Source organism: Roseivivax lentus (assembly GCF_900156805.1).
Classification (GTDB): Bacteria; Pseudomonadota; Alphaproteobacteria; order Rhodobacterales; family Rhodobacteraceae; genus Roseivivax; species Roseivivax lentus.
On sequence record NZ_FTOQ01000008.1, the window covers coordinates 137,290 to 159,265 of the forward strand.

The 21,976-nt window shown below is 69.6% G+C and carries 23 protein-coding genes and 1 riboswitch; of the genes, 5 read left to right on the forward strand and 18 right to left on the reverse strand.

The genetic code is table 11. The features are described 5' to 3' along the window. Positions 1-174: 174 nt before the first annotated feature. The 10 genes from pssA to BW990_RS13885 form a co-directional block, all read right to left on the reverse strand. On the reverse strand, positions 175-927 hold the full coding sequence (gene pssA / locus BW990_RS13840) for a CDP-diacylglycerol--serine O-phosphatidyltransferase (protein ID WP_076448690.1): 753 nt from the start codon (positions 925-927) through the stop codon (positions 175-177). Then, entirely contained in the window at positions 924-1,595 is a 672-nt protein-coding gene (locus BW990_RS13845) for a phosphatidylserine decarboxylase (RefSeq protein WP_076448692.1), read from the reverse strand. Before BW990_RS13845 ends, pssA begins: the two co-directional genes overlap by 4 nt. 397 nt (positions 1,596-1,992) lie before the next feature. Continuing rightward, positions 1,993-2,598, reverse strand: coding sequence for a glutathione S-transferase (locus BW990_RS13850; protein ID WP_076448761.1), 606 nt, complete (start codon positions 2,596-2,598; stop codon positions 1,993-1,995). Between the two features lie 81 nt (positions 2,599-2,679). Further along, a complete protein-coding gene (locus BW990_RS13855; protein ID WP_076448694.1) occupies positions 2,680-3,303 on the reverse strand; it encodes an FMN-binding negative transcriptional regulator in 624 nt (207 codons plus the stop codon). Between the two features lie 5 nt (positions 3,304-3,308). Then, on the reverse strand, positions 3,309-4,235 hold the full coding sequence (locus BW990_RS13860; protein WP_076448696.1) for a tyrosine recombinase XerC: 927 nt from the start codon (positions 4,233-4,235) through the stop codon (positions 3,309-3,311). Continuing rightward, positions 4,232-4,945 (reverse strand): DUF484 family protein, encoded by a 714-nt coding sequence (locus tag BW990_RS13865; RefSeq protein ID WP_076448698.1) that lies wholly within the window; start codon positions 4,943-4,945, stop codon positions 4,232-4,234. The genes BW990_RS13860 and BW990_RS13865 overlap by 4 nt, the downstream gene beginning before the upstream one ends. A 152-nt stretch (positions 4,946-5,097) precedes the next feature. Then, positions 5,098-5,796, reverse strand: a complete 699-nt coding sequence (locus BW990_RS13870) for a thiamine ABC transporter ATP-binding protein (protein ID WP_076448700.1) — start codon at positions 5,794-5,796, stop codon at positions 5,098-5,100. Beyond that, the gene (locus BW990_RS13875) at positions 5,789-7,300 is read right to left on the reverse strand and encodes a thiamine/thiamine pyrophosphate ABC transporter permease ThiP (protein ID WP_076448702.1); all 1,512 of its coding nucleotides are present in this window, start codon (positions 7,298-7,300) and stop codon (positions 5,789-5,791) included. Before BW990_RS13875 ends, BW990_RS13870 begins: the two co-directional genes overlap by 8 nt. Further along, positions 7,276-8,259: a thiamine ABC transporter substrate-binding protein gene (locus BW990_RS13880; RefSeq protein WP_076448704.1), complete on the reverse strand. Its 984-nt coding sequence runs from the start codon at positions 8,257-8,259 to the stop codon at positions 7,276-7,278. The genes BW990_RS13875 and BW990_RS13880 overlap by 25 nt, the downstream gene beginning before the upstream one ends. Before the next feature lie 44 nt (positions 8,260-8,303). Beyond that, positions 8,304-8,405: riboswitch (TPP riboswitch) on the reverse strand. 222 nt (positions 8,406-8,627) lie between these two features. Continuing rightward, a complete protein-coding gene (locus BW990_RS13885; RefSeq protein ID WP_076448706.1) occupies positions 8,628-9,473 on the reverse strand; it encodes an isocitrate lyase/PEP mutase family protein in 846 nt (281 codons plus the stop codon). Between the two features lie 142 nt (positions 9,474-9,615). On the opposite strand from BW990_RS13885, the gene aroC reads away from it, so the two are divergent. Next, a complete protein-coding gene (gene aroC / locus BW990_RS13890; RefSeq protein ID WP_076448709.1) occupies positions 9,616-10,716 on the forward strand; it encodes a chorismate synthase in 1,101 nt (366 codons plus the stop codon). A 122-nt stretch (positions 10,717-10,838) separates the two neighbouring features. On the opposite strand, the gene BW990_RS13895 is transcribed toward aroC, so the two are convergent. The 4 genes from BW990_RS13895 to tsaA form a co-directional block, all read right to left on the reverse strand. Further along, positions 10,839-11,255, reverse strand: coding sequence for a carboxymuconolactone decarboxylase family protein (locus BW990_RS13895; protein WP_076448711.1), 417 nt, complete (start codon positions 11,253-11,255; stop codon positions 10,839-10,841). Between the two features lie 3 nt (positions 11,256-11,258). Further along, positions 11,259-12,083, reverse strand: a complete 825-nt coding sequence (locus tag BW990_RS13900; protein WP_076448713.1) for a cyclase family protein — start codon at positions 12,081-12,083, stop codon at positions 11,259-11,261. A 153-nt stretch (positions 12,084-12,236) separates the two neighbouring features. After that, positions 12,237-12,548, reverse strand: a complete 312-nt coding sequence (locus BW990_RS13905) for a hypothetical protein (protein WP_076448714.1) — start codon at positions 12,546-12,548, stop codon at positions 12,237-12,239. Positions 12,549-13,049: 501 nt separating this feature from the next. Continuing rightward, positions 13,050-13,541 carry a tRNA (N6-threonylcarbamoyladenosine(37)-N6)-methyltransferase TrmO gene (gene tsaA, locus BW990_RS13910; RefSeq protein WP_076448716.1) on the reverse strand — a complete coding sequence of 164 codons (492 nt, stop codon included), beginning with the start codon at positions 13,539-13,541 and terminating at the stop codon, positions 13,050-13,052. A gap of 162 nt (positions 13,542-13,703) precedes the next feature. On the opposite strand from tsaA, the gene BW990_RS13915 reads away from it, so the two are divergent. From BW990_RS13915 to BW990_RS13930, 4 genes are all read left to right on the forward strand, one after another. After that, the gene (locus BW990_RS13915) at positions 13,704-14,411 is read left to right on the forward strand and encodes an ABC transporter permease (RefSeq protein WP_076448719.1); all 708 of its coding nucleotides are present in this window, start codon (positions 13,704-13,706) and stop codon (positions 14,409-14,411) included. Continuing rightward, the gene (locus BW990_RS13920) at positions 14,404-15,108 is read left to right on the forward strand and encodes an ATP-binding cassette domain-containing protein (protein ID WP_076448722.1); all 705 of its coding nucleotides are present in this window, start codon (positions 14,404-14,406) and stop codon (positions 15,106-15,108) included. Before BW990_RS13915 ends, BW990_RS13920 begins: the two co-directional genes overlap by 8 nt. A gap of 67 nt (positions 15,109-15,175) precedes the next feature. Next, on the forward strand, positions 15,176-15,988 hold the full coding sequence (locus BW990_RS13925; RefSeq protein ID WP_076448725.1) for an ABC transporter substrate-binding protein: 813 nt from the start codon (positions 15,176-15,178) through the stop codon (positions 15,986-15,988). 213 nt (positions 15,989-16,201) lie between these two features. Further along, positions 16,202-17,095: a helix-turn-helix transcriptional regulator gene (locus BW990_RS13930; RefSeq protein ID WP_076448727.1), complete on the forward strand. Its 894-nt coding sequence runs from the start codon at positions 16,202-16,204 to the stop codon at positions 17,093-17,095. A gap of 235 nt (positions 17,096-17,330) precedes the next feature. Here BW990_RS13930 and BW990_RS13935 read toward each other — a convergent pair whose 3' ends face one another. The 4 genes from BW990_RS13935 to BW990_RS13950 form a co-directional block, all read right to left on the reverse strand. Continuing rightward, positions 17,331-18,032, reverse strand: coding sequence for an ABC transporter ATP-binding protein (locus BW990_RS13935; protein ID WP_076448763.1), 702 nt, complete (start codon positions 18,030-18,032; stop codon positions 17,331-17,333). Next, the gene (locus BW990_RS13940) at positions 18,025-18,795 is read right to left on the reverse strand and encodes an ABC transporter ATP-binding protein (protein WP_076448729.1); all 771 of its coding nucleotides are present in this window, start codon (positions 18,793-18,795) and stop codon (positions 18,025-18,027) included. Before BW990_RS13940 ends, BW990_RS13935 begins: the two co-directional genes overlap by 8 nt. Then, positions 18,792-20,630, reverse strand: coding sequence for an ABC transporter permease (locus tag BW990_RS13945; RefSeq protein ID WP_076448731.1), 1,839 nt, complete (start codon positions 20,628-20,630; stop codon positions 18,792-18,794). The genes BW990_RS13940 and BW990_RS13945 overlap by 4 nt, the downstream gene beginning before the upstream one ends. A gap of 65 nt (positions 20,631-20,695) precedes the next feature. Further along, complete coding sequence (locus BW990_RS13950; RefSeq protein WP_076448732.1) at positions 20,696-21,892, reverse strand: ABC transporter substrate-binding protein; 1,197 nt, start codon at positions 21,890-21,892, stop codon at positions 20,696-20,698. Positions 21,893-21,976 lie beyond the last annotated feature (84 nt).

Genomic DNA, 21,976 nt, shown 5'->3' on the forward strand with positions numbered 1-21,976 from the left:
GTCTAGAATCGAAAAAGCGCGCTTCTGTCGCGGCTGAATTGGCCGGATTCGGCGGCAGGCTCGGCACTTGCGCTCAAGATCGGGTGAAGGCCACCCCGGGCGGCGACAGAATCGCTCGGGCCGGTTCCATGGCCGCCGCGACAGGCCGGGCGCCTGTCCGGACATGCCCTTGGGTCAGCCCGACCGCCCCCGGCGGCGCAAGGCCGCGAGCTTGATCAGCACCACCGCCACATAGGCAATGCACAGCGCGACGAGGCTGATCCAAGCATAGGTCAGCAGCACCGCCCCCGCGAGCGCGAAGGCCACGAGAAAAAGCTTCACGTTGCGCCGCGGCACGCGCGTCGTCTTGAACGACCAGGTCGGCACCCGGCTGACCATCAACAGCCCCATGGCGATGACATAGATCGCCAGCGCGATGTCGTGCAGCACCGGCCCCTGCGCGAAGGCGAAGGAGGCGAACATCGGCAGCATCGCCAGCATCGCGCCCGCGGGCGACGGCACACCGATGAAATAGGCGCTGTCGCCGCCCTTGCCGCCCGGGATCTCCTCCTTGCGGGCGACGTTGAACCGCGCCAGCCGCATGACGCAGCAGATCGCGTAGATCAGCACCGCGAGCCAGCCCAGACCGCGCAAATCCTCGAGCGCCCAGAGATAGAGCAGGAGCGCCGGCGCCACGCCGAAATTCAGGAAATCGGCGAGGCTGTCGAGTTCCGCGCCCATCTTGCTGTCCGATCCGAGCGCCCGCGCGATCCGCCCGTCGAGCCCGTCGAGCACCGCCGCGAGCAGGATCATCAGCACGGCGAGTTCCCAGCGCTCCGACAGGCCGAACCGGATGGAGGTCATTCCCAGCCCGATCGCCGTGATCGTCAGCATGTTGGGAATGAGCTGCACCAGCGTCAGCTTGTCTCCGCGCGGGCCGTCGGTCATTCGGCCGCTCCGTCCAGACGCGCCAGCACCGTCTCGCCCGCGATCATCGTCTGGCCGATGGCCACGTCCAGCTCGACGCCCGGCGGCAGGTAGATATCGAGCCGCGATCCGAAGCGGATGAGGCCGAAACGCTCGCCCCGCGCGATCTCAGCGCCTTCCTCGGTGAAGCACAGGATGCGCCGCGCCACGAGGCCCGCGATCTGCACCACGCCCAGCTCGCGCCCGTCTGCCATGGTGATGACGAGGCCGTTGCGCTCATTGTCCTCGGAGGCCTTGTCGAGCGAGGCGTTCAGGAACTTGCCCGGCGTGTAGGCCACCGTTTTCACCCGGCCCGCGACCGGCGCGCGGTTCACGTGGCAGTTGAAGACCGACATGAAGACCGACACCCGCAGGCGCTTGTCCTCGGCAAGGCCCAGCTCGGCGGGCGGCGTGACCTCCTCGATCAGCGACACGACGCCATCGGCGGGCGAAATGACAAGGCCCGGACGGTCCGGCGTGACGCGCTCGGGATCGCGGAAGAAGTAATAGCACCAGATTGTCAGGCCGACGCCGAGCCAGCCCAACGGCTCCCACAGCAGGAAAAGGCCCAGCGTGACCGCGGCGAAGATGCCGACGAAACGGCGCCCCTCGGGGTGCATGGGTTTCAGAAACGTGTCGCGCATCCGCATCGGGCGGCCTTTCGGGTTCTGGATATCGCCTGACCGGGTATCCAAGGCCGGGCGTGGGCGCAAGAGTGACGCGTGTGACCGTGGGCCCCGCCCAGCGTCCGGTGAAACCCGGTTCGGTAGCGCTGCGTTATGCGCCAATTGGACGATCCACCGATGTCGCAAATCTCCTGAGCGCGGAATCAAGGCTGCTTGCAGCCGCCGCGCTCCAGCGCCGATCCGGCCCCACCGGATTGGCGCTTTGGTGACGTCAGCGCACCGCCCGGGCAACGCCCTGACATGATGAGATAAAGCGCGCCGCACAGGCCTTGCTGCGCCAACCCGCCGGACCGGCGCATCCAGCGAGTGACCTGTGTCAGGTCAGGCTCTCAAGCGCTCCTGTCCGCAGAACGTAACTTCCCTACCCTTTCGGCACGGTCTCCTGCATCGACGGGCGCGCGGCGAAGCCTTCATACCAGCGCGCCAGCGACGGATGCCCGTTGCGCCAGCCGCGCGCGTCATGGCGCAGGTCGAGATAGCCCAGCGCGCAGCCCACCGCGATCTGCCCCGCATCGAGCGGCCCCGCGAGATGGCTCATCCACCGCCCCTCGAGTGCCGCGAGCGCGCGGGCGATCTTGACCCATTGCGCCTCGACCCATTCGGGCCAGAACTTCTCGCCCTCGCGGAACCGCGCCTCGTATGTCATCGCCAGCGCCGCATCGAGCATGCCGTCCGCCGTGGCCTCCAGCGTCAGCACGTCCCAGACCCGCGTCTCGGGATAGAGCCCCGCCCCCGCCACGTGATCGAGATACCGGCAGATCACCCGGCTGTCGTAAAGCGTGCCGCCATCATCGCGCACCAGCGCCGGGATTTTCCCCAACGGGTTCAGCGCGGTCAGCGCGGGGTCGGGATCGAGCGGCGAATTGGCACCCGAAATCAGCTCGACCTGGTCGATGAGGCCGGTCTCGATCAGGGTGACATGCACCTTGCGCACGTAGGGCGACGGGCTGAGCTTGTAGAGTTTCATCATGGCAGACGGGCCTTTCGCGCCGGGATCACGGAGGGATTTGGCGGCGAGCCTACAGCGCGGCCCGCGACCCGCAAGCCCTCACAGTTCGGGCGGATCGCGCATCAATGCGGCCAGAGCCACGAGTTCCTGCCCGACGCCATCCGCCTCCACGGCCTCCGCCGCAGCCATCCGCACCGCGTCGGGCTTGTTCTGACCGAGTTTCCAGGTCGCGTCGATCTGCTCCACCTCGAAATGGAAGGGCACGATCTGGCGCATCATCCGTTCCAGCACCTCGGGCGTCATCTTGTCGGTCTGCCAGACGGGCTTCGGGGCCAGATGCGCCTCGGCCATACCCGATTGATGATCGAGCATGACGCGCATGTCCTCCTGCGGCTGCCGGATGAGCCGCCCAGTCAGGTGCACCGCGACGTAGTTCCAGGTCGGGACCTGGTCATCGACCCCGTACCAATCGGGCGAGATGTAACTGTCGGGCCCCATGACCGCGATCCGCGCAGGCGCTTCGCTGTCGGTGCGCCGCGCGATCGGGTTCGAACGCACGAGATGCAGCATCGCGCGGTGCCCGTTCTCCGACAGCGCAAACGGCACATGCGCCAGAAGCGGCACCGGCTCGGCGGAAACACACAGCGTGCCGAAGCCGCGCGCGCGGGCAAAGGCGATGTCCTTGGCGTGATCGGCCGACCGGAAGGCGGGGTTGGGATGCATGGGCGTCAGCCTGCCTTGGGATGGGCCGCGGCGTAGACCTTCATCAGGTGCACCTGATCGACCGAGGTATAGGCCTGCGTCGTGGACAGCGAGGCATGGCCCAGAAGCTCCTGTATCGCGCGCAGATCGCCGCCCGCCTGCAGCAGATGCGTGGCGAAGGAATGCCGCATCGCGTGCGGCGTGGCCGTCGCGGGCAGGCCGAGCTGCATCCGCGCCGCCGCCGTCACCTTCTGCACGAGCCGCGGATTGAGCGGCCCGCCGCGCTGGCCGCGGAAGACCGGCGCACCCGGCGTCATCTCGTAGGGACAAAGCCGCAGATAGGTCTCGACCGCGTTGCGCGCGACGCGCAGGACCGGCACGATCCGCTCCTTGCCGCCCTTGCCGCGGATGCGCAGGCTGTCGCCCAGCGGCAGGTCCGCGCCGGTGAGGCCCAGCGCCTCCGAGATGCGCAGGCCCGAGCCGTAAAGCAGCGTCACCACCGCGGCGTCGCGCGCCCCGATCCAGTCCTCGCGGCCCTGATCGCCGACGCTGTCGATCATCGCCCGGGCGGCGTCCTCGGTCAGCGGGCGGGGCAGCTTCTTCTGGAACTTGGGTGCGCGGGCGGACAGCACGGCGGTCGGCTCGAACCCCTCCCGGTCGGCGAGAAACCGGTAGAAGGACTTCACCGCCGAGAGCTTGCGCGCCATCGAACGCGGGCTCGCCCCCTGCCCCCTGAGATGCGCCATGAAGGCGCGCATGTCGGTGGTGGAGATGCGCGCAAGCGCGCCCAGGCCCTGCGCGTCGCCGCGATAGCCGGTCATGAACAGGATGAAGCCCAGCACGTCCGCGCGATAGGCGGCCTCGGTGTTGTCGGACTGGCCCTTGAGGGCGCGCGCGGTCTCCAGCCAGGCCTGCAGCGCATCGCGCGCCTGCGGCGAGACCGCGAGGCTCATTGCAGCCAGCGCCGCATCGAGCGCTCGAACACGCCGGCGAAGAAGGCCAGAAGGTCGGTGCCGTGCTGCGGGGTGAATTGATGCGGGTCCTCGGCGCCGAAGATCAAAAGCCCCGGCAGCCGGCCCTCGCCCAGATCGAGCTTCAGACAGGCTTCGGAGCGGATCCAGTCGCTCAGATCCTCGTAGATCCGCGCGTCGCCCTCGTCGATCTGGCGCAGGGTGACCTGGCGCGGCGGCCCGGTGGTCCGGCCCTCGACGACATAGCCGTCGATGAAGCCCGGTTCGGCCACGATCAGAACGCCGCCCAGCCCCGAAAGCGCGTCGGCCTCGGCATCCGCCTGGGTGCTTTCGAGCACGAGCTTCACGCAATCGACACGCAGGATGTCGGCGACATCGCCGCCGAGATCGCGCAGGAAGGCCTCGAACTCGGTCGGGTCGAGCATGCGCAGGATGGCGCGGTGCAACTGGTTGGTCCCGGCGAGGTTTTCATAGGCCGCCGCGATCACCGAGCGGTGCGTCTCCTCGAGCCGGTCGAGTCGCGCCTCGAGCCGCTCCATCGCGATGCCCCGCAGATCGACGATATTGGCGCCCATGGCGCGTTCGTTGGCGGCCACGAGGGCGCGCATCAGGTCCGCATCCTCGAGCAGAAGGTCCGGCCGTTCGATCAGCTCGTGGCGCAGGGAAGGGTCGATCTTGGGTGCTGTGGTCATGTCGCCTCATCGGGTGTCGCTGACCCGTGTGACCCGGGCCTTTGGACTTCTTGTCGTCCGGCGGGGGGCGCAAAGTCAATCGCGGTGGCAGCCGAGGCGGGGGCCGGGTGCCTTTGAGGTCACGCGCGGATGACCCGGCAGCGACCCCGCGCTCACGCGCCGAGATAGGCCGCGAGCGCTGCGGGCGGATCGTCGAAAAGCGCCTTGGTGTCACGCGGCGGATGGGCCACGCCGTCGGCCACCAGCACCGTGCGCTCTGCAAAGCGGCGCGCATCGGCGGGATCGTGGCTGACCAGAAGCGTGAGCGCGCCGCGGGCTTCGGCCAGTGCGGCGACGCGGTCCAGCATCTCGGTCTTGAGGGCGGGGCCCAGCGCCGCGAAGGGCTCGTCGAGAAGCAGCACCGGCCGGTCCTGCAGCATCACCCGGGCCAGCGCCGCGCGGCTGGCCTGCCCGCCCGACAATTGCGCGGGCTTGCGCGCGCCGAAGCCCGCGAGTCCCACTTCGGCAAGCGCCTCCTCCACATTCATTGTGTCCGCCTCGCCGAGCCGTCCACCCCCGGGGCGCAGGGCAAGACCCAGATTGCGCGCGAGGCTCAGATGCGGAAAGAGGTTCTGGTCCTGGAACAGGATCGAGACCGGGCGCGCGCCCGGGGCGAGACCGGTGATGTCGCGCCCCTGCCAGCGCACGACGCCCGCCTCTGGCGCGTAAAAGCCCGCGATCACGTCGAGCAGCGTCGACTTGCCCGCGCCGGACGGGCCGATCACCGCGACCCGCTCTCCGGGTTGCAGCGTCATGTCGGCGCGCAGCGTGAAGGCGCCCGCGCGGATGGTGAGATCCGCAAGCTCAAGCATCGACGCGCCCGCCCCGGTCGAACGCCCAGAAGAGCGCGAGGCTGGAGGCCAGCAGCACCAGCGCCGCGCCCTGCGCCGCCGCCATCTGGTAGCTGCCCATCAGCCGGTAGACATAAAGCGGCAGCGTCGCCCGCTCGGGATCGGCAAAGAGCGCGATGACCCCCAGATCGCCCATCGACAAGGCCGCCGTCAGCCCCGCCGCAAAGCCCAGCGGACGGCGCAGGCGCGGCAGGAACACCCAGCGCGTCCAGGCCCAGGGCGTCAGCCCCAGCGATTGCGCCAGCCGGGCATGATCAGCGCGGATCGCCTCGGCCTCGGGGCGCAGGATGCGCAGCGCGAAGGGCAGGCTGACCAGCGCGTTGACGAGCGCCGTGACCGGCAGCGCCAGCGTGAACGGATTGACATAGGGCCGCACGATCAAGAAGAGCCCGGTGCCCAGCACCAGCGGCGACAGCGCGATGCCCAGAAGGCCCAGAAGCTCGCCCCGCCGGGTGGCGAGCGGCAGCGCCCAGGTGAGGCAGAGCGCGGTGGAGACGAGCGCCACCCAAAGCGAATTCCACGCGGCCTCCAGCATCCCCGGCGGCAGCATGACCAGCCCCGGCAACCCGCGCAGCGTGACCAGAACCAGCGGCGTCAGCAGGAACAGCGCAACCGCCGCGATGGCGCCGGCATCGAGGCTCCGCGCCACGGCGCCCTGCCCGTCCCAGCGCGGCACGATGCGGTCGAGCCCGGCGCCGAAGCCCGCGCCGCCCGACAGCCGCAGCGCGACGAGCCCCGCCACCATGGCGAGGGCCAGCTGCACCACCGATAACGCCGCAGCACGGCCCAGATCGAAATCGAAGCGCATCGCCTGGTAGATCGCGAGCTCCACCGTCGTCGCTCGCGGCCCGCCGCCCAGCGTCAGCGCCACCGCGAAGGACGAGAGGCAGATCACGAAGATCACCGCGAAGGCCCCTGGCAGGATGCGCGCCAGCATCGGCAGCTCCAGCGTGCGGAACATCGCCCAAGGCGTCAGCCCGAGCGAGGCCGCCAGCCGCAGCCGTTCGCCCGGCATCGCAAGCCAGCCCTGCAGGATCAGCCGCGTGGCCAGCGGCAGGTTGAAGAAGACATGCGCGATCACGACGCCATGCAGCCCGTAGATCGTCGTCTCCGGCAGGCCCAGCGCCGCCAGCGCGCGGTTGACGATGCCGTTCGTGCCGAAGGTCGCGATCAGGCCCAGCACCGCCACGATCACCGGCAGGATGAAGGGCGCCCCGAGAAGCGCCACCAGAAGGCCGCGCCCCGGGAAGTTGCGCCGCGCCAAAGCGCGCGCCACCGGCACTGCCGCCAGCACCGAAAAGAGCGCCGACAGCGTCGCCTGCCAGAGGGTGAAGCGGACGGCCTCCATGTCTCCGGGCGCGAAGCCGGCAAAGCCCCCCGCCCGGATCATCACCGCCCCGAGCGGCACCAGCGTCAGCGCCAGCACCGCCAAGGCCGCGATTATCGCGACAGGCCCGCGCGCCATGCCTCGATCGCCTGATCCTTGAGCGCGTCGGCCTCATCCTCGGAATAGAAAAGCGCGGTCTCCGGCAGGTCGAGCTGCCGGAAGCCCTCGGGCCATTGCGCCTGCGGCAACGCCGCCGGGAAGGACCAGTTGCCGGTGGCGATCATCGACTGGAACTCCTCGGTCAGCACGAAATCCATGAACTGGTCCGCCAGCTCGGGATTGTCGGTGCCCGCGACCTTTCCCACCAGCTCGACCATGAAGTAATGCCCCTCGGGGAAGATCGCGGCCTTGATGGTGGGGTCGTCCTCGGCGATCAGGTGATAGGCGGGCGAGGTGGTGTAGGACAGCACCATGTCGGCCTCGCCATCGGTGAAGAGGCCGTAGCTTTCCGACCAGCCCTTGGTGACGGTCAGCACGTTGTCGGCGAGCTGGGCCCAGGCCTCCTCGGCGCCGTCGCCGTAGACCGCCTGCACCCAGAGTGCCAGCGCCAAACCCGAGATCGAGGTGCGCGGGTCCTGGATCACGATGGACAGATCGTCGCCCGCCTCGAGCAGCGCCGCGAAGCTCGCGGGCGGCTCGGCGATCCGGTCGGTGTCGTAGACGAAGGCCGTATGGGCGTAGTTGAACGGCAGGAAGACATCGTCCTGCCAGTCGATCGGCAGCGTCAACGCCGAGAGGTCCTGCCCGTGCGGCGCGAAGAGGCCCGCCGCGCGCGCCTCTTTCGTCACGTCGGTGTTGAGCCCGAAGACGATATCGGCCTCGGTGCGGCCGCCTTCGAGGCGCAGCCGCGGCATCAGGTCGCCGGGGCTGAACTGCAGATCGCAATCGCAGCGGGCCTCGAAAATCTCTTCGATCTTGGGGCCCGGACCCCATTCGGAGACGATGTAATCGCCCGCATAGACGGTCAGGACGTTGTCCTGCGCAAGCGCGGTGCCCGCCAGAAGCGTGCCCGCTGCAAATGTGGTGAGGGCTTTCATGTCCCATCCTCCTATTTGCGGCGGATGGGTCAGATCATGGGGCGCGATGCCCGGCAAACCTTCCCTCCGCCGGTGTTAACCGGTTCAGGTTCAACGGGTTCGCATCATGCGCATCTCAGCCCTGTCGGGCACCCCGAGGTACATTGAGAGGTAGAGCAGCGGAAGGGGGCGTGCAAGGGCGCGTCGCGTGTGACGGGTGCGGGTCCGCCGCGTGGGCGACGGGCGCGGGTTCGCGACGAGGGCGATGGGCGCGAGTTCGCGCGGCGTGCAAAGGGTGCGGGTTCGCGCAGCGGGCGACGGGCACGGATCCGCGCCGGGGCGGGCGACGGGCGCCGGTCGGCGCCGGGGGGATTGGGACCCGGCGCGGCTCAGCCCCTGCGGTCCTCCGGACGCGCCCCGGACATCATCGCCGCCATCAGCCGGTCGGGGATCGCTGCCTTGGCATAGGTGAAGCTGCCTTGCTGCAACACTTCCTCTGCCGCGCGCTCCACCGCGGCGAGGGCGGCGCGCGCGAAGGAGCCGCCGACGCTGATCCGGGTGACGCCCGCCTCGGCCAGTTGGTCCACCGTGAAATCCGCGGTGGAGAGCCCCATCACCACGTTCACCGGCTTGTCCACCTCGGCGCAGAGCGTGCGAATCTCCGCGAGGCTCTTCAGGCCCGGAGCGTAGAGCACCTCGGCCCCGGCCTCCGAAAAGGCCTGCAGGCGGGCGATCGTGTCGGCGAGGTCGGGCCGTCCCCAGAGGTAGTTTTCGGCCCGCGCGGTCAGCACGAAGGGCAGGTCGCGGGCGGCTTCGGCAGCCGCGCGCACCCGGTCGACCGCCGCGGCGAAGGGATAGATCGGCGCGTCGGGATCGCCGGTCGCATCCTCGATGGAGCCGCCGACAAGGCCCGTGCCCGCGGCCATGCGGATGGTCTCGGCGCAGTTCTCGGGCGCCGCGCCGAACCCGTCCTCGAGATCGGCGCTGACCGGCAGATCGGTCGCCGCGACGATGGCGGCGGCATTGAGGAGCAGCGTCTCGCGCGGGATCGCGGCGAAACTGTCGCGCACCCCCAGGGCGAAGGCGAGCCCGGCGCTGGTCGTCGCCAGCGCCTCGAACCCCATCGCATCCAGCAGCCGGGCAGTGCCCGCATCCCAGGGGTTGGGCATCACGAAGGGAGCGTCGCGGCGATGCAGCGCCTGGAAGCGGGCGTGTTTCTCGGCGGGGTTGGACATGGGGATCCTTTCGGCGGCTGCGCCCATGATAGCGGGCGGTCGGTCCGGTGTCGCGCCTCCCGCGCCCGGTCCCCGCGCGGTCCCTGCCTCTTGAGGCGGTGGGCGCGCTGGCCTAACAGGGGCGGGCAAGAGGCGAGGCACCATGAGCTACAACACCTTCGGACATCTCTTCCGCGTCACCACCTGGGGCGAAAGCCACGGGCCCGCGCTCGGCTGCACGGTGGATGGCTGCCCGCCGGGCGTGCCCATCGACGAGGCAGCGATCCAGCACTGGCTCGACCGGCGCAAGCCCGGGCAGAACAAGTACACCACCCAGCGGCGCGAGCCCGACCAGGTGCGCATCCTTTCCGGTGTCTACGAGGGGCGCACCACCGGCACGCCGGTTCAGCTGATGATCGAGAACACCGACCAGCGCTCGAAGGATTACGGCGAGATCGCCGAGACCTTCCGCCCCGGTCACGCCGACATCTCCTACTGGCAGAAATACGGGCATCGCGACCCGCGCGGCGGCGGTCGCTCCTCGGCGCGGGAAACCGCGGCGCGGGTGGCGGCGGGCGGTCTTGCGCGGGCGGTGCTGGCCGCGCTGGTGCCCGACCTCGAGATCCGGGGCTACATGGTGCAGATGGGCCCGCATGTGCTGGGCCCTGAGCGGGACATGGACGAGATCGAGAAGAACCCGTTCTGGGTGCCTTCGGCGCAGGCCGCCGAGGACTGGGCGGCCTATCTCGACGGGCTGCGCAAGTCGGGCAATTCCTGCGGGGCCGCGATCGAGGTCGTGGCGCGCGGCGTGCCCGAGGGGCTGGGCGCGCCGGTCTACGGCAAGCTCGATACCGAGCTCGCCGCGGCGATGATGTCGATCAACGCGGTGAAGGGCGTCGAGATCGGCGAGGGCATGGCGGCCGCCGCGCTGACGGGCGAGGACAATGCCGACGAGATCTTCCTCGGCAATGACGGCAAGCCGGTCTATGCCTCGAACCATGCGGGCGGCATCCTCGGCGGTATTTCCACGGGCCAGGACGTGGTGGTGCGCTTTGCCGTCAAACCCACCTCGTCGATCCTGAAGCCGCGCGCCTCGATCACCAAGTCGGGCCAGCCCACCGAGGTCGTCACCAAGGGGCGGCACGATCCCTGCGTGGGCATCCGCGCGGTGCCGGTGGGCGAGGCGATGATGGCCTGCGTGATCCTCGATCACCTGCTGTTGGACCGCGCCCAGACCGGCGGCACGCGCGGCAAGATCGGCTGAAACCTTTCGCATGCGAAAGGTAACATTATGATAATATTAATTAATATTATCAGCCTGACGTCACGGGACGACGACCGCCCTGATCTTGCGCAACTTTCGAACGGGCGCTCTGCCGGAGAATATTAACTAATATTCTCCGGCGCTCCGGCATCGAAGGCCGCGTCGATGGGCACCTGCAGCGCCGAGACCAGCCCGTTCGTCTGCATCGCCATGCCGATCGCCGCTAGAAGCTCGCCGTGTTGCGCGGCGCTCATGCCCTTGGCGCGCGCCGCGGCGGTGTGGGAGTGGATGCAATATGCGCAGCCATTGGCGGTGGAGACCGCGATATAGAGCATCTCCTTGACCAGGGGGTCGAGCGCGCCGGGCGCCATGACCGCCTTCAGCCGCGCCCAGGTCGCCGCCAGCGTCGCCGGGTCATGCGCGAGGGCGCGCCAGAAATTGTTGATATGATCCGTGCCGCGGGTGGCGCGGATATCAGCGAAGACGGCCAGCGCCTCGGCGCTGACCTCCGCGTCCGTCAGAAGCGGGACCGTCGCCATGGCTCAGACCATGGCGAAGATGCGCGCCGGCCCGCCGGTGCCGCCCACGTGGTTGGGTGCCCCGATCACCAGCGTCGCGCCGGCGGCGGGCACGTTTTCGAGCCCGGCGAGGTTCTCGATGCCGAACCGGCCCATCGGCAGCCAGGCGTAATGGGTGGCGAAATCCGCCGAGGGCCCGTGATCGAGCGACAGGGTGTCGGTGGCAATCGACGCCGCGCCGGTCTCCAGCAGCATCTGCGCGGCCTCGACATGGAAGCCCGGGAAATGCGCCACGCCGTCCGCATCGCGGCGCACGAAAGCCTCGGCCGAGCCCGATTTCCCGGCCCAGCCCGAATGCATCGCCACGCAGGCGCGGTTCGGGATGTCGCCATGGGTGTCGATCCAGGCCTGCAGATCGTCCGGCGTGACCTGCGCATCGGCGTTCTCGGCGGCGCGGGCGGCGATGTCGATCATCACCAGCGGCACCACGAGGTCGGTCACCGGGATCTCGTCGACCGAGGCGCCGTCGGCGGTGAAGTGCAGCGGCGCGTCGATATGGGTCGCGGTGTGCTCGTTGATCGAGAGGTTGAAAAGCGAGAAGCCGTGTTCGGGAAAAGTGAACTGCTGCTCCATCGAGATGCCGGGCGTCCCGAAGAAGGTCGGGAATTCGGGGCTGAGCTTGTGGCTCATGTCGATCACGCCGCCATGGCCCGCCGCGAGCGCCGGGGGCGCCGCGGTGACCGCGCCCAGCGTCGCCGCCGCCGCCGCCGCGCCCGCGCTGGCCGAGAAGAACTGACGCCGCGAGAGCATCTTGTCCTTCACCTTGTTCATTACGCAGATATCACACATGCCGGATCCTCCTGTGGCAAGGCGCGGCCCGCATGGATCGCGGACCGCGCCTCAAAGAAGGGTAACACGGCATCGGTTTTTGCCCAGCGGGCCTGCGCCCCGGGCGGCAGCATCGCGCCGCCCCGAGGGCCCGGTCCGGGCGTCCGGCCCGGCTCAGACCGGCGTGGCGTGGGTCCGGCGCGGCGGCATCTGCGGCGGCGCGGAGGGCTTGCGCATGGCGCGCCGGGCCTGGCCCGCCTCGGTGATCGTGGCCATCACCCGCGGCGAGACCGTGCGACGCGGCGCGCCCGCCTCGGCCCGCGGATCGGCGGGCACGGCCTTGAGCGGCTCGATGCCGATCATCGAGTAGCCGCCCTGCTGCGCGGCCTGCGTCATGATCTGCGCAACCTTGATCTGCTGCGCCCAGAGCGCGCCGGTCCAGGCGAACCACATCTGAGTCGCTGCCATGGGTGTCATATAGGTCATGTTTTCCTCCCTGATGACCTGACGGGGTCTTCCCACCCCGGAATTGCGCCGACCCGGCGCATCGAAATCTGTCCCCGCACTCGCCCCGGAGCATCATCCGAAGCCGAGAGCGCTTTCACTAACATTTGGTTAACGCAAAACGGTTGAAATACCGGCGGCGGTCCGGAAACCGCAACCCCTAACCCGTGTCGCGTGATACCGCACGAAGATCAACGCGACATGACGCCCGAACGCAAATTCGGCGATCTCGTGCCGGAATGGCTGTCCTCCATTCTCGTGTCCGACCCGGCGCCACGACCGACGGATGCCAAATCCGCGAGGCCCGTTCCTTGATCTGGCTCAAGGCGCGGGCGGTTCCCCGGACGGGGTGCCGCCGGTCTCTTTCATCAAAGCAAAAGCCCCCCCGCGGGATCAAGGCGATCCGGCATGCGGGCCGCGCCCCGGCGCCCGCGCGCCGATTTTTCGGGCAAAATGCCCTGTAAACAGCCATATGCGGCAGCGTCAGCCATCGGCGCGATCCGCCGCTTTTGCGGGAGCGAGCGGCGTGTAGGCGCAGCGTTCGGGCTTGATGTCCACAAGCGGCGTGCCGTCGATGCAATCGAGCCCGCGCACGAAGAGGACCGCGCCCTCGCGCCGTTCCAGCGCCACGCGCGCCAGCCCGATCGGGTTCGGCCGCACCGGGGAGCGCAACGAGAACGTGCCCCGCAGTGCGCCGTCCTTGCCGGGATTCTGGGTCACGAGATCGCGGCGCGACCGGTCCAGCCAGTAGAGCACGTCGAGCCGGGCGAATCGCTCTATCCCGTCGAGCGCATCGGCCCAGTCGGGATCGATCTCCAGCCGGCAGAGCGGACCGTCGAGCGCACCCTGCCGCGGACAATCGGCGCGGGTGGCGTAGGGCGTGCGGCAGCGGCCGATGAAATGCACCACCGCTTCGCCGATCCGGGGCGGGTCGCGGCGGGTCTCTCCGGGGCGCGGATCGTCGGCTTTGTCCATGGCGGGCTCTCCTGCAGGGGGGCGGCGGGTTCGGGCCGTCATCGGGCCCTGCGCGGAACTCTAGCGCAGCCGCGCGCCGCAGTCGCCCGACATCGCGGCTTGCAATCCCTGTGGCAATCGGGAAAACTTTGCAGGCCGCGGGAAATTTTGCAGGATTACGACATGAACGACATGGCCGAGGCGCTCCGCATCGCCGTCACGCTCGTTCTGTCGGGCGATGGCGACCTCTGGGAGATCGTGCTTCTGTCGCTCCGCGTGAGCCTCAGCGCCACGGCGCTGGCCTGCCTCATTGGCATGCCGCTGGGCGCGCTCTTGGCGACACAGCGATTCGCCGGGCGCGGCGCGGCCATCGTCTGCATCAACGCGCTGATGGGGCTGCCGCCGGTGGTCGTGGGGCTGATGGTCTATCTCGCGCTGAGCCGGTCGGGGCCCCTTGGCACGTTCGGGCTGCTTTACACGCCGGCGGCGATGATCATCGCCCAGACCATCCTGATCGCGCCCATCGTCGCGGCGCTGTCGCGGCAGGTCCTCGAGGCGCTGCATCTCGAATATGACGAACAGTTCCGTTCGCTGGGCCTCGGGCGCGTGGCGGCGATCCGGGCGCTGCTCTGGGACGGGCGTTTCGCGCTGATGACGGTGGGGCTGGCCGGGTTCGGCCGCGCCATCGCCGAGGTCGGCGCGGTGATCGTCGTCGGCGGCAATATCGACCACCTGACCCGGGTGATGACCACGGCCATCGCGCTCGAGACCTCGAAGGGCGATCTGGCGCTGGCGCTGGCTTTGGGCCTCGTGCTGATGGTGCTGGCGCTCGTGGTGAACGCCGCGGTGCACGGGGTGCGCAACAGCGAAGGACAGCTGGCCCATGCGTGATTTCATCGAGACCGGGCGGCGGGAAGCGCCGCGCCTCACGCTGAGCGATCTTTCGGTCGAGATCGGCGGCCGCGTCCTTCTGGACCGCGTCGAGATGGCCGTGCCGCGGCAGGGCATCACCACGATCCTCGGGCCGAACGGAGCGGGCAAGAGCCTGCTTTTGCGCGCGATCCACGGTCTCATTCCCCATGCGGGCCGGATCGACTGGGGGCAAGGCGCCGCGCCGCGGCAGGCGCTGGTTTTCCAGAAACCCGTGCTGCTGCGCCGCTCGGTCGCGGCGAACATGGCCTTCGTGCTGGGCCGCGACCATGCCCGGAGCCATGCGCTGCTGGCCGAGATGGGCCTGCAGGACCGCGCCGATCAGCCCGCCCGGCGGTTGTCCGGCGGCGAACAGCAGCGGTTGGCGCTGGCGCGGGCGCTGGCGACCGATCCCGAGCTGCTGCTGCTGGACGAACCGACCGCGAGCCTCGATCCGGCCTCGGCGGCGATGATCGAGGCGGTGCTGCGCCGGGTGGCGGCGCGCGGCACGACGATCCTGATGGTCACCCACGACATCGCGCAGGCCCGCCGCATCGCCGATCACGCCATGGTCATGTGCCGCGGGCGCATCGCCGAGGCGGGCGCCGCGATGCGCATACTCGCCGCCCCCGCGACGCCTGTGGCGCGCGACTTCCTCGAGGGGCGGCTGGTGCCCTGAACGGCCCCCCGGCCCCCCGGCCCCGAGCCCAACCCCGAACCCCAACCAGACGAGCCCAGAGACCAAGATGACCTTCCGCGCCCTGACCCTGGCCCTCGCGCTTTGCTGCGCGAGCGCGACCAGCGCCGACACCCCCTCGATCCTCGTGCAATCGACGACCTCGACCGCGAATTCGGGGCTCTACGATAACCTCCTGCCGCGCTTCACGGAGGCCACCGGCATCGCGGTGAACGTGGTGGCGGTGGGCACCGGACAGGCGATCCGCAACGCGCAGAATTGCGACGCGGACGTGCTCTTGGTCCATGCCAAATCCGCCGAGGAGGCCTTCGTCGCCGCAGGTTACGGCGTGTCGCGGCAGGACCTGATGTACAACGATTTCGTCATCGTGGGCCCGGCGGACGACCCTGCGGGCGTGGCCGGGCTGACCGATGCGGGCGCCGCTTTGAGCCGCATCGCGGAGGCAGAGGCGCTCTTTGCGTCGCGCGGCGACGATTCGGGCACCCACAAGAAGGAACGCGCACTCTGGGAGGGCACCGGCGCCGATCCCGACGCGGCCTCGGGCGATTGGTACCGCGAGACCGGGTCGGGCATGGGCGCCACGCTGAATGCCGCCGTGGGCATGGGCGCCTATACCCTGACCGACCGGGCCACATGGCTGAGTTTCGGCAACAAGGGCGACGTTGCGGTTCTCGTGGAACACGACCCTGCGTTATTTAATCAATACGGCGTCATTCTCGTTTCGCCAGACCGCTGTCCCGATGTTAAGGAGGAAGATGGAATGGCGTTCATCGATTGGCTGACCGGACGGGACGGACAATCCGCCATTGCGGAGTTCACGATTGACGGGACGCAGGTGTTTTTTCCCAATGCGCCCGAGTGAGCGGTCCGGAGCCGGGGCTGCCTGTCATTTAACCAGTGCACAGGTCATGAGTGCCCCCTTCCCGCCCGCGGGAAGGGGGAGCGACGTGACCGGAATCCACGCCCGCCCCGGACGCCCGTTGCGGCCGCGGCCCCGTCGCATCGGCCTTGCGCGCATCGCGTCGTATCCGCCCCCTTCAGCCACCGCCGCCACCCCCGCCCGGAGCCCGTGTCCATGCCCGCCTTTCTGACCGTCAAGGAACTGGCCGCGCTGCTCCGGATCAAGGAGCGCAAGGTCTATGACCTGGCCGCTTCGGGGGCGGTGCCGTGCTCCAAAGTGACCGGCAAGCTGCTGTTTCCCGAGGATGAAATCCATGCCTGGATCGCCGGGGCACGCTCGGGGCCCGACCCTGCGCGCGCGGCGGCGCCGGATGTCGTTCTGGGCAGTCACGACCCGCTTCTGGGCTGGGCGCTCCGGCAGTCCCGCGCGGGTCTCGCGAGCTATTTCGACGGCTCGATGGACGGGCTCAAGCGCTTTGCCGCGGGCGAGGGAATCGCCGCCGGCCTGCACCTGATCGACATTTCGGGGACCGGGGGCGGGCGAGACCCCGGCGATGCGTGGAACATCCCCGACGTGATGCGGCAGGCGGGCGGCATGGACGCGGTGCTGATCGCCTTCGCCCGGCGCCAGCGCGGTCTGGTGCTGCGCCCAGAGGACAGAGGGCGCGTGGCGGGCCTGGCCGACCTGCCCGGCCTGCGAATCGCCGCGCGGCCCGAGGATACCGGCAGCGAACGGCTCTTGGCCCATGTGCTGCGGCAAGCGGGGATCGCGGAGGCGGACCTCACCCGTGGCGAGACCGCCCAGAGCGAGGAAGACGCCGTCTTCGCCGTGGCGCAGGGCCGCGCCGACGTGACCTTCGGGCTCGCCGCCGTGGCCGCCGCGCAGAACCTCGCCTTCGTACCGGTGACCGAGGAACGCTACGACCTGCTGCTCGACCGGCGCGCGGCCTTCGAGCCGCCCCTGCAGGCGCTGCTCGGTTTCCTGCGCGGGGCGGAGTTCCGCGACCACGCGGCCCGGCTCGGCGGTTACGATGTCGGGGAGGCGGGCGCCGTGCGCTGGAACGCGTGACGCGCCCGGTGGCACCGGCGCGTTTGCGTATTTTTCCAAGAGGCAAGACAGGGGGCTCGGCGCATCCGGTGCCCGGGCGCGTCATGGGCATGTGGTGCAAGAGACCGCGCCACCGGGGCCAATCCCGCGGCGGGGCCGGGCGCTGCCCGGGACGTCGGGTGCAAATCCGGCTGTCTTGCCTCTTTCTGAAATACGCCTGCCGAAGGCCGGGGCCCGCGCGGCGCGGTGCAAGCGCTCAGACCGCGAGGTGATCGGCGCGGATACCCGGTGCGGCGTCGAGGGCGTCGAAGGTGCCCTCGAAGACCACGCGGCCGTGGTCGATCACCGCGACCCTGTCCGCGACGGCGCGGGCGAAGGGGAGGGTCTGTTCGGAGAGCAGGATGGTCAGCCCTTCGCCCTTCAGCCGGCGGATCGCGCGGACCATCTCGGCCACGATCACCGGCGCGATGCCCTCGGAGGGCTCGTCGAGCAGGAGGCAGGCCGGGTTGCCCATCAGCGTGCGGGCGATGGAGAGCATCTGCTGCTCGCCGCCCGACAGCGCGCGGCCCGGCGCATCGGCGCGTTCGGCGAGGTTCGGGAACAGCGCGAAGAGGCCTTCTTCGGTCCAGGCGGGCACCCCCTCGCGCGGCTTCTGGCGGCCCACTTCGAGGTTCTCGCGCACGGTGAGCTGGGTGAAGATGCGCCGCTCCTCGGGCACGTAGCCGAGGCCCGCGCGCGCCACCCGGTAGGGCGGCGCACCGGTGATCTCCGTCCCCGACAGCCGCACCGTGCCGCGCGCCACCGGCAGCATCTGCATCAGCGCCTTCAGCGTCGTGGTCTTGCCCGCGCCGTTGCGGCCCAGGAGCGCCACCACCTCGCCCCGCGCGACGTGCAGCGACAGGCCTGAAAGCACCTGCGCCTTGCCGTAGAAGACGTCGAGCCCCTCCGCCTCAAGCATCGTCCAGCGCCGCCGCATCGAGCCCGGTGCCGAGATAGACCGCCTGCACGCGCGGATCGGCGCGCACCGCGTCGGGCGTGTCATGAGCGATGAGCCGCCCGCGGTCTAGGACCATGACGCTTTCGGCATGGGCGAAGACCACGTCCATGTCGTGTTCGGTGAAGAGGATCGTCATGCCCCGGTCGCGGGCGATCCCGGTGACGGTGTTCATCAGATCCGCGCGCTCGGTGGCGGCCATGCCCGCGGTGGGCTCGTCCATGAGCAGAAGCTTCGGGTCATTGGCCAGCGCGATGGCCAGTTCCAGCCGCTTGAGATCGCCGTAGGCGAGCACCGCGGCGGGGCGCTCGGCCTGCTCGGCCATGCCCACGATCCCGAGAAGCGCGCGCGCGGGCGCGACCTCCTGCCGCCGGGCATAGCCCATCAGCGAAAAGGTCCGCCGCCGTGCGGCGAGGCAGGCGGTCTGGACATTCTCCAGCACGGTCATGGACGGCCAGGTGCCGGTGATCTGGAAGGTGCGCCCGACCCCGCGGCGGCAGATCTGGGCAGGGCGGAGGCCGGTGATCCGGCGGCCTTCGAAACTCACGGTGCCGGCGGTGGGCCGGGTCTCGCCCATCAGCATCTTGAAGAGCGTGGACTTGCCCGCGCCGTTCGGACCGATCAGCGCGCGGATTTCTCCCGGCGCGAGGTCGAAGCTCACATCTTCCACCGCGCGCAACGCGCCGTAATGGCGCGCGAGATGCGTGACCTGCAGCAGCGCGGTCATGACCGCCCCCTTTGCCAGAGCCGCCGTGCCGCCCCGACGATGCCCTGCGGTGCGAGGGTGACGATGAAAAGCACCGTGAGGCCGAGGGCCAGGCGCCAATATTCGAAGCGCGTCAGCCAGTCGGTGCCCGCCTCGAACACCGCGCCGCCGACCCAGCCCCCCGAAAGCGTCTTCACCCCGCCCAGGAACACGACGATGAGCGCGTCGAAGCTGCGTGCGATCTCGAGCTCGTTGGGAAAGACCGAGCCCTTGGCGAAGACGAAAAGCCCGCCCGCAAGGCCCGCCATCGCGCCCGCGAAGGCGAAGGCCACCCATTGCAGCCGCGCCACCGCGAGCCCGGAGGCCGCGGCGCGGGCCGGGTTGTCGCGGGCCGCCCGCAGCGCATAACCCAAGGGCGCATGGGCCGCGTGGCGCAGCACCAGGATGCCCGCGACGCAAAGCACGAAGGCCAGCCAGAAGAAGGCGGCGTTGCCCCCGGCCCAGTCCGCGGGCCAGATGCCCACCATGCCGTCCGAGCCGCCGGTAAACTCCGCCCATTGCCAGACGAGCGACCAGAGCAGCTGCGCGAAGGCGAGCGTCAGCATGGCGAAATAGACCCCCGTGGCCCGCAGCGAGACCCAGCCGATGGCCAGCGCGAGGAGCCCCGCGATCAGAGGGGCGAGGAGCAGCGCCAGCTCCATCGGCGCGCCCGCATGGCGCACCAGAAGCGCCGCCGCATAGGCGCCGCCGCCGTAGAAGGCCGCATGGCCGAAACTCACCAGCCCCGCCTGCCCCAGAAGGAAGTGCAGCGAGGCGGCGAAGAGGCAGAAGATCAGGATGTCGGTGGCCAACACCAGCGCGAAATCCGAGCCGTAGAGGGGCAGCGCGCCCAGGGCGAGAAGCGCCAGCGCCACGCCCGCGCGCACGGACCAGCCGGCGGGCCGGATCGGGTCTTCGGGCGGGCCGACCTGGCCGGCCTCGCCCGCGACTTCCTCGCGGCCCAGAAGCCCGAAGGGCCGCCACATGAGCACCGCCACCATGACGACGAAGGTCAGCGCCAGCGTCGATTGCGGCAGGTAGGCCACGCCGAAGACACCGAGCACCGAAATCAGCACCGCCGCCAGATAGGCCCCCGGCAGCGAGCCCATGCCGCCGATCACCACCACCACGAAGACCGAGGTCAGGATGGTGAAATCCATCAAGAGATCCGCCCCGCCCTGCGGCAATTGCAGCGCGCCGCCGAGGCCTGCCAGCGCACAGCCCAAGCCGAAGGTCCCGGTGAAAAGCCAGCGCTGGTTCACGCCGAGCGCGGCCACCATCTCGCGGTCCTGCGTCGCCGCGCGCACGAGGATGCCGAAGCGGGTCTTGGTGATGAGCGCCCAGAGCCCGAGCGCCACCAGGGGCGTGACCCCGATCAGGACGAGGTCGTATTTCGGCACCGGCTCGCCCATGATCCGCACCACGCCGCGCAGGCCGGGGGCGCGCGGGCCCAGAAGGTCCTCGGGGCCCCAGATCATCAGCGCCAGATCCTGCACGATCAGGATCACCCCGAAGGTGGCGACCAGCTGGAACAGCTCGGGTGCGGCATAGACGCGGCGCAGGATCACCATCTCGACGAAGGCGCCGATCACGCCCACCGCCACGCCCGCGAGCAGCATCGCCCCCCAGAACCCGACCGCGCCGGGCAGGACCTGCATCAGCGTGTAGCCGATATAGGCGCCCAGCATGTAGAAAGAGCCATGGGCGAAGTTCACGATCCGGGTGACGCCGAAAATGAGCGACAGGCCCGAGGCCACCATGAAGAGCGCGCCCGCATTGGCGAGCCCGGTCAGGATCTGAGCGAGAAAAAAGCCCATCGCGGCGTGCCTTCAGCGAGCGGCGAGACCTGGCGGCCCCGCCCGTGTCGTCACCGGAGCGGTCGTCACTGCCCCTGGCGCGCGCGCACCGCGTCGTCGGCGGGCAGGTAATCGGCGCCGTCGCGATAGGTCCAGTCGACCATCACGCCGCCGCCATCTTCCAGCGCCGTGGTGCCCACGAAGGCGCCCATGGTCGATTGGTTGTCGATCTGGCGGTAGGTGATCGGCCCGACGGGGCCCTCGACCTGCAGCCCCTCGAAGGCGGCACGGATCGCTTGCTTGTCGGTCGAACCCGCAATGTCGAGCGCGGCGGCCACCGAAAGGCCGGTCATGTAGCCGACGAGGCTGCCATTCTTCGGGCTCTCGCCGAAGCGCTCGGTGTAGGCGGCGACGAAATCGGCATTGGGGCCGTCCTCGAAAGCGTACCAGGGATAGCCCGTGACAACCCAGCCCTCGGGCGCCTCGTCCGCGAGCGGTTCGAGGTATTCCGGCTCACCCGACAGAAGGCCGAAGACCGCGCGCCCGTCAAAGAGCCCCCGGTCGGTACCCTGACGCACGAACTTCGCTAGGTCCGGCCCGAAGGTGACGTTGTAGATCGCGTCGGGCTTGGCGCGTTCCAGCGCCTGCACCTCGGCACCGGCGTCGATCTGGAAGAGCTGCGGCCATTGCTCGGCCACGAACTCGACCTCGGGCTTCAGCGCCGTCAGCGCCTCCTTGAAGGCCGCGACGGCGTCCTTGCCGTAGGCGTAGTTGGGCGCGATGGTCGCGTAGCGCAGCGCGTCGGTCTTGGCGGCCTCCTCGGCCAGCATCGCGGCCTGCATGTAGGTCGAGGCGCGCAGGCGGAAGGTCCAGTCGTTGCCGTTCTCCCAGACCAGCGCGTCGGCCAGCGGTTCGGAGGCGAGGTAGACCCATTCCTTCTGCGCCGCGAGCGAGGAAAGCGCGAGGCCCACATTGGACAGGATCGAGCCCGTCAGCATCACGGCGCCTTCGCGGGTCATCAGTTCCTCGGCGATGCGGATCGCCTCGCCCGGCTCGCCCTGGTCGTCGCGGAAGATCACCTCGATCTGGCGGCCATCCGCGCCGCCCGCGGCATTCACCTCCTCGATCGCCATCTCGTAGCCCTTGCGGTAGGGCTCGGCGAAGGCGGCCATGCGCTTGAAGTGATTGATCTCGCCCACCACGATGGGGCCGTCTTGCGCGATTGCGGAGGTCGCGGCGGCGGCGAGCGCCAGGCCGAGGGACAGGAAGGTTCTGCGGATCATGGCGGACCGCCTCTCATCAGGATGCTTTGCGCCGTCATACGCGACCGACGGCGGTTTATGTAGCCCCCAGCGCGCGGAAAATGA

Coding starts and splice junctions, on each gene's coding strand:
- pssA (WP_076448690.1), bottom strand. CDS start 927: ATGACCGACGGCCCGCGCGGAGACAAGCTGACGCTGGTGCAGCTCATT.
- BW990_RS13845 (WP_076448692.1), bottom strand. CDS start 1,595: ATGCGGATGCGCGACACGTTTCTGAAACCCATGCACCCCGAGGGGCGC.
- BW990_RS13850 (WP_076448761.1), bottom strand. CDS start 2,598: ATGAAACTCTACAAGCTCAGCCCGTCGCCCTACGTGCGCAAGGTGCAT.
- BW990_RS13855 (WP_076448694.1), bottom strand. CDS start 3,303: ATGCATCCCAACCCCGCCTTCCGGTCGGCCGATCACGCCAAGGACATC.
- BW990_RS13860 (WP_076448696.1), bottom strand. CDS start 4,235: ATGAGCCTCGCGGTCTCGCCGCAGGCGCGCGATGCGCTGCAGGCCTGG.
- BW990_RS13865 (WP_076448698.1), bottom strand. CDS start 4,945: ATGACCACAGCACCCAAGATCGACCCTTCCCTGCGCCACGAGCTGATC.
- BW990_RS13870 (WP_076448700.1), bottom strand. CDS start 5,796: ATGCTTGAGCTTGCGGATCTCACCATCCGCGCGGGCGCCTTCACGCTG.
- BW990_RS13875 (WP_076448702.1), bottom strand. CDS start 7,300: ATGGCGCGCGGGCCTGTCGCGATAATCGCGGCCTTGGCGGTGCTGGCG.
- BW990_RS13880 (WP_076448704.1), bottom strand. CDS start 8,259: ATGAAAGCCCTCACCACATTTGCAGCGGGCACGCTTCTGGCGGGCACC.
- BW990_RS13885 (WP_076448706.1), bottom strand. CDS start 9,473: ATGTCCAACCCCGCCGAGAAACACGCCCGCTTCCAGGCGCTGCATCGC.
- aroC (WP_076448709.1), top strand. CDS start 9,616: ATGAGCTACAACACCTTCGGACATCTCTTCCGCGTCACCACCTGGGGC.
- BW990_RS13895 (WP_076448711.1), bottom strand. CDS start 11,255: ATGGCGACGGTCCCGCTTCTGACGGACGCGGAGGTCAGCGCCGAGGCG.
- BW990_RS13900 (WP_076448713.1), bottom strand. CDS start 12,083: ATGTGTGATATCTGCGTAATGAACAAGGTGAAGGACAAGATGCTCTCG.
- BW990_RS13905 (WP_076448714.1), bottom strand. CDS start 12,548: ATGACCTATATGACACCCATGGCAGCGACTCAGATGTGGTTCGCCTGG.
- tsaA (WP_076448716.1), bottom strand. CDS start 13,541: ATGGACAAAGCCGACGATCCGCGCCCCGGAGAGACCCGCCGCGACCCG.
- BW990_RS13915 (WP_076448719.1), top strand. CDS start 13,704: ATGAACGACATGGCCGAGGCGCTCCGCATCGCCGTCACGCTCGTTCTG.
- BW990_RS13920 (WP_076448722.1), top strand. CDS start 14,404: ATGCGTGATTTCATCGAGACCGGGCGGCGGGAAGCGCCGCGCCTCACG.
- BW990_RS13925 (WP_076448725.1), top strand. CDS start 15,176: ATGACCTTCCGCGCCCTGACCCTGGCCCTCGCGCTTTGCTGCGCGAGC.
- BW990_RS13930 (WP_076448727.1), top strand. CDS start 16,202: ATGCCCGCCTTTCTGACCGTCAAGGAACTGGCCGCGCTGCTCCGGATC.
- BW990_RS13935 (WP_076448763.1), bottom strand. CDS start 18,032: ATGCTTGAGGCGGAGGGGCTCGACGTCTTCTACGGCAAGGCGCAGGTG.
- BW990_RS13940 (WP_076448729.1), bottom strand. CDS start 18,795: ATGACCGCGCTGCTGCAGGTCACGCATCTCGCGCGCCATTACGGCGCG.
- BW990_RS13945 (WP_076448731.1), bottom strand. CDS start 20,630: ATGGGCTTTTTTCTCGCTCAGATCCTGACCGGGCTCGCCAATGCGGGC.
- BW990_RS13950 (WP_076448732.1), bottom strand. CDS start 21,892: ATGATCCGCAGAACCTTCCTGTCCCTCGGCCTGGCGCTCGCCGCCGCC.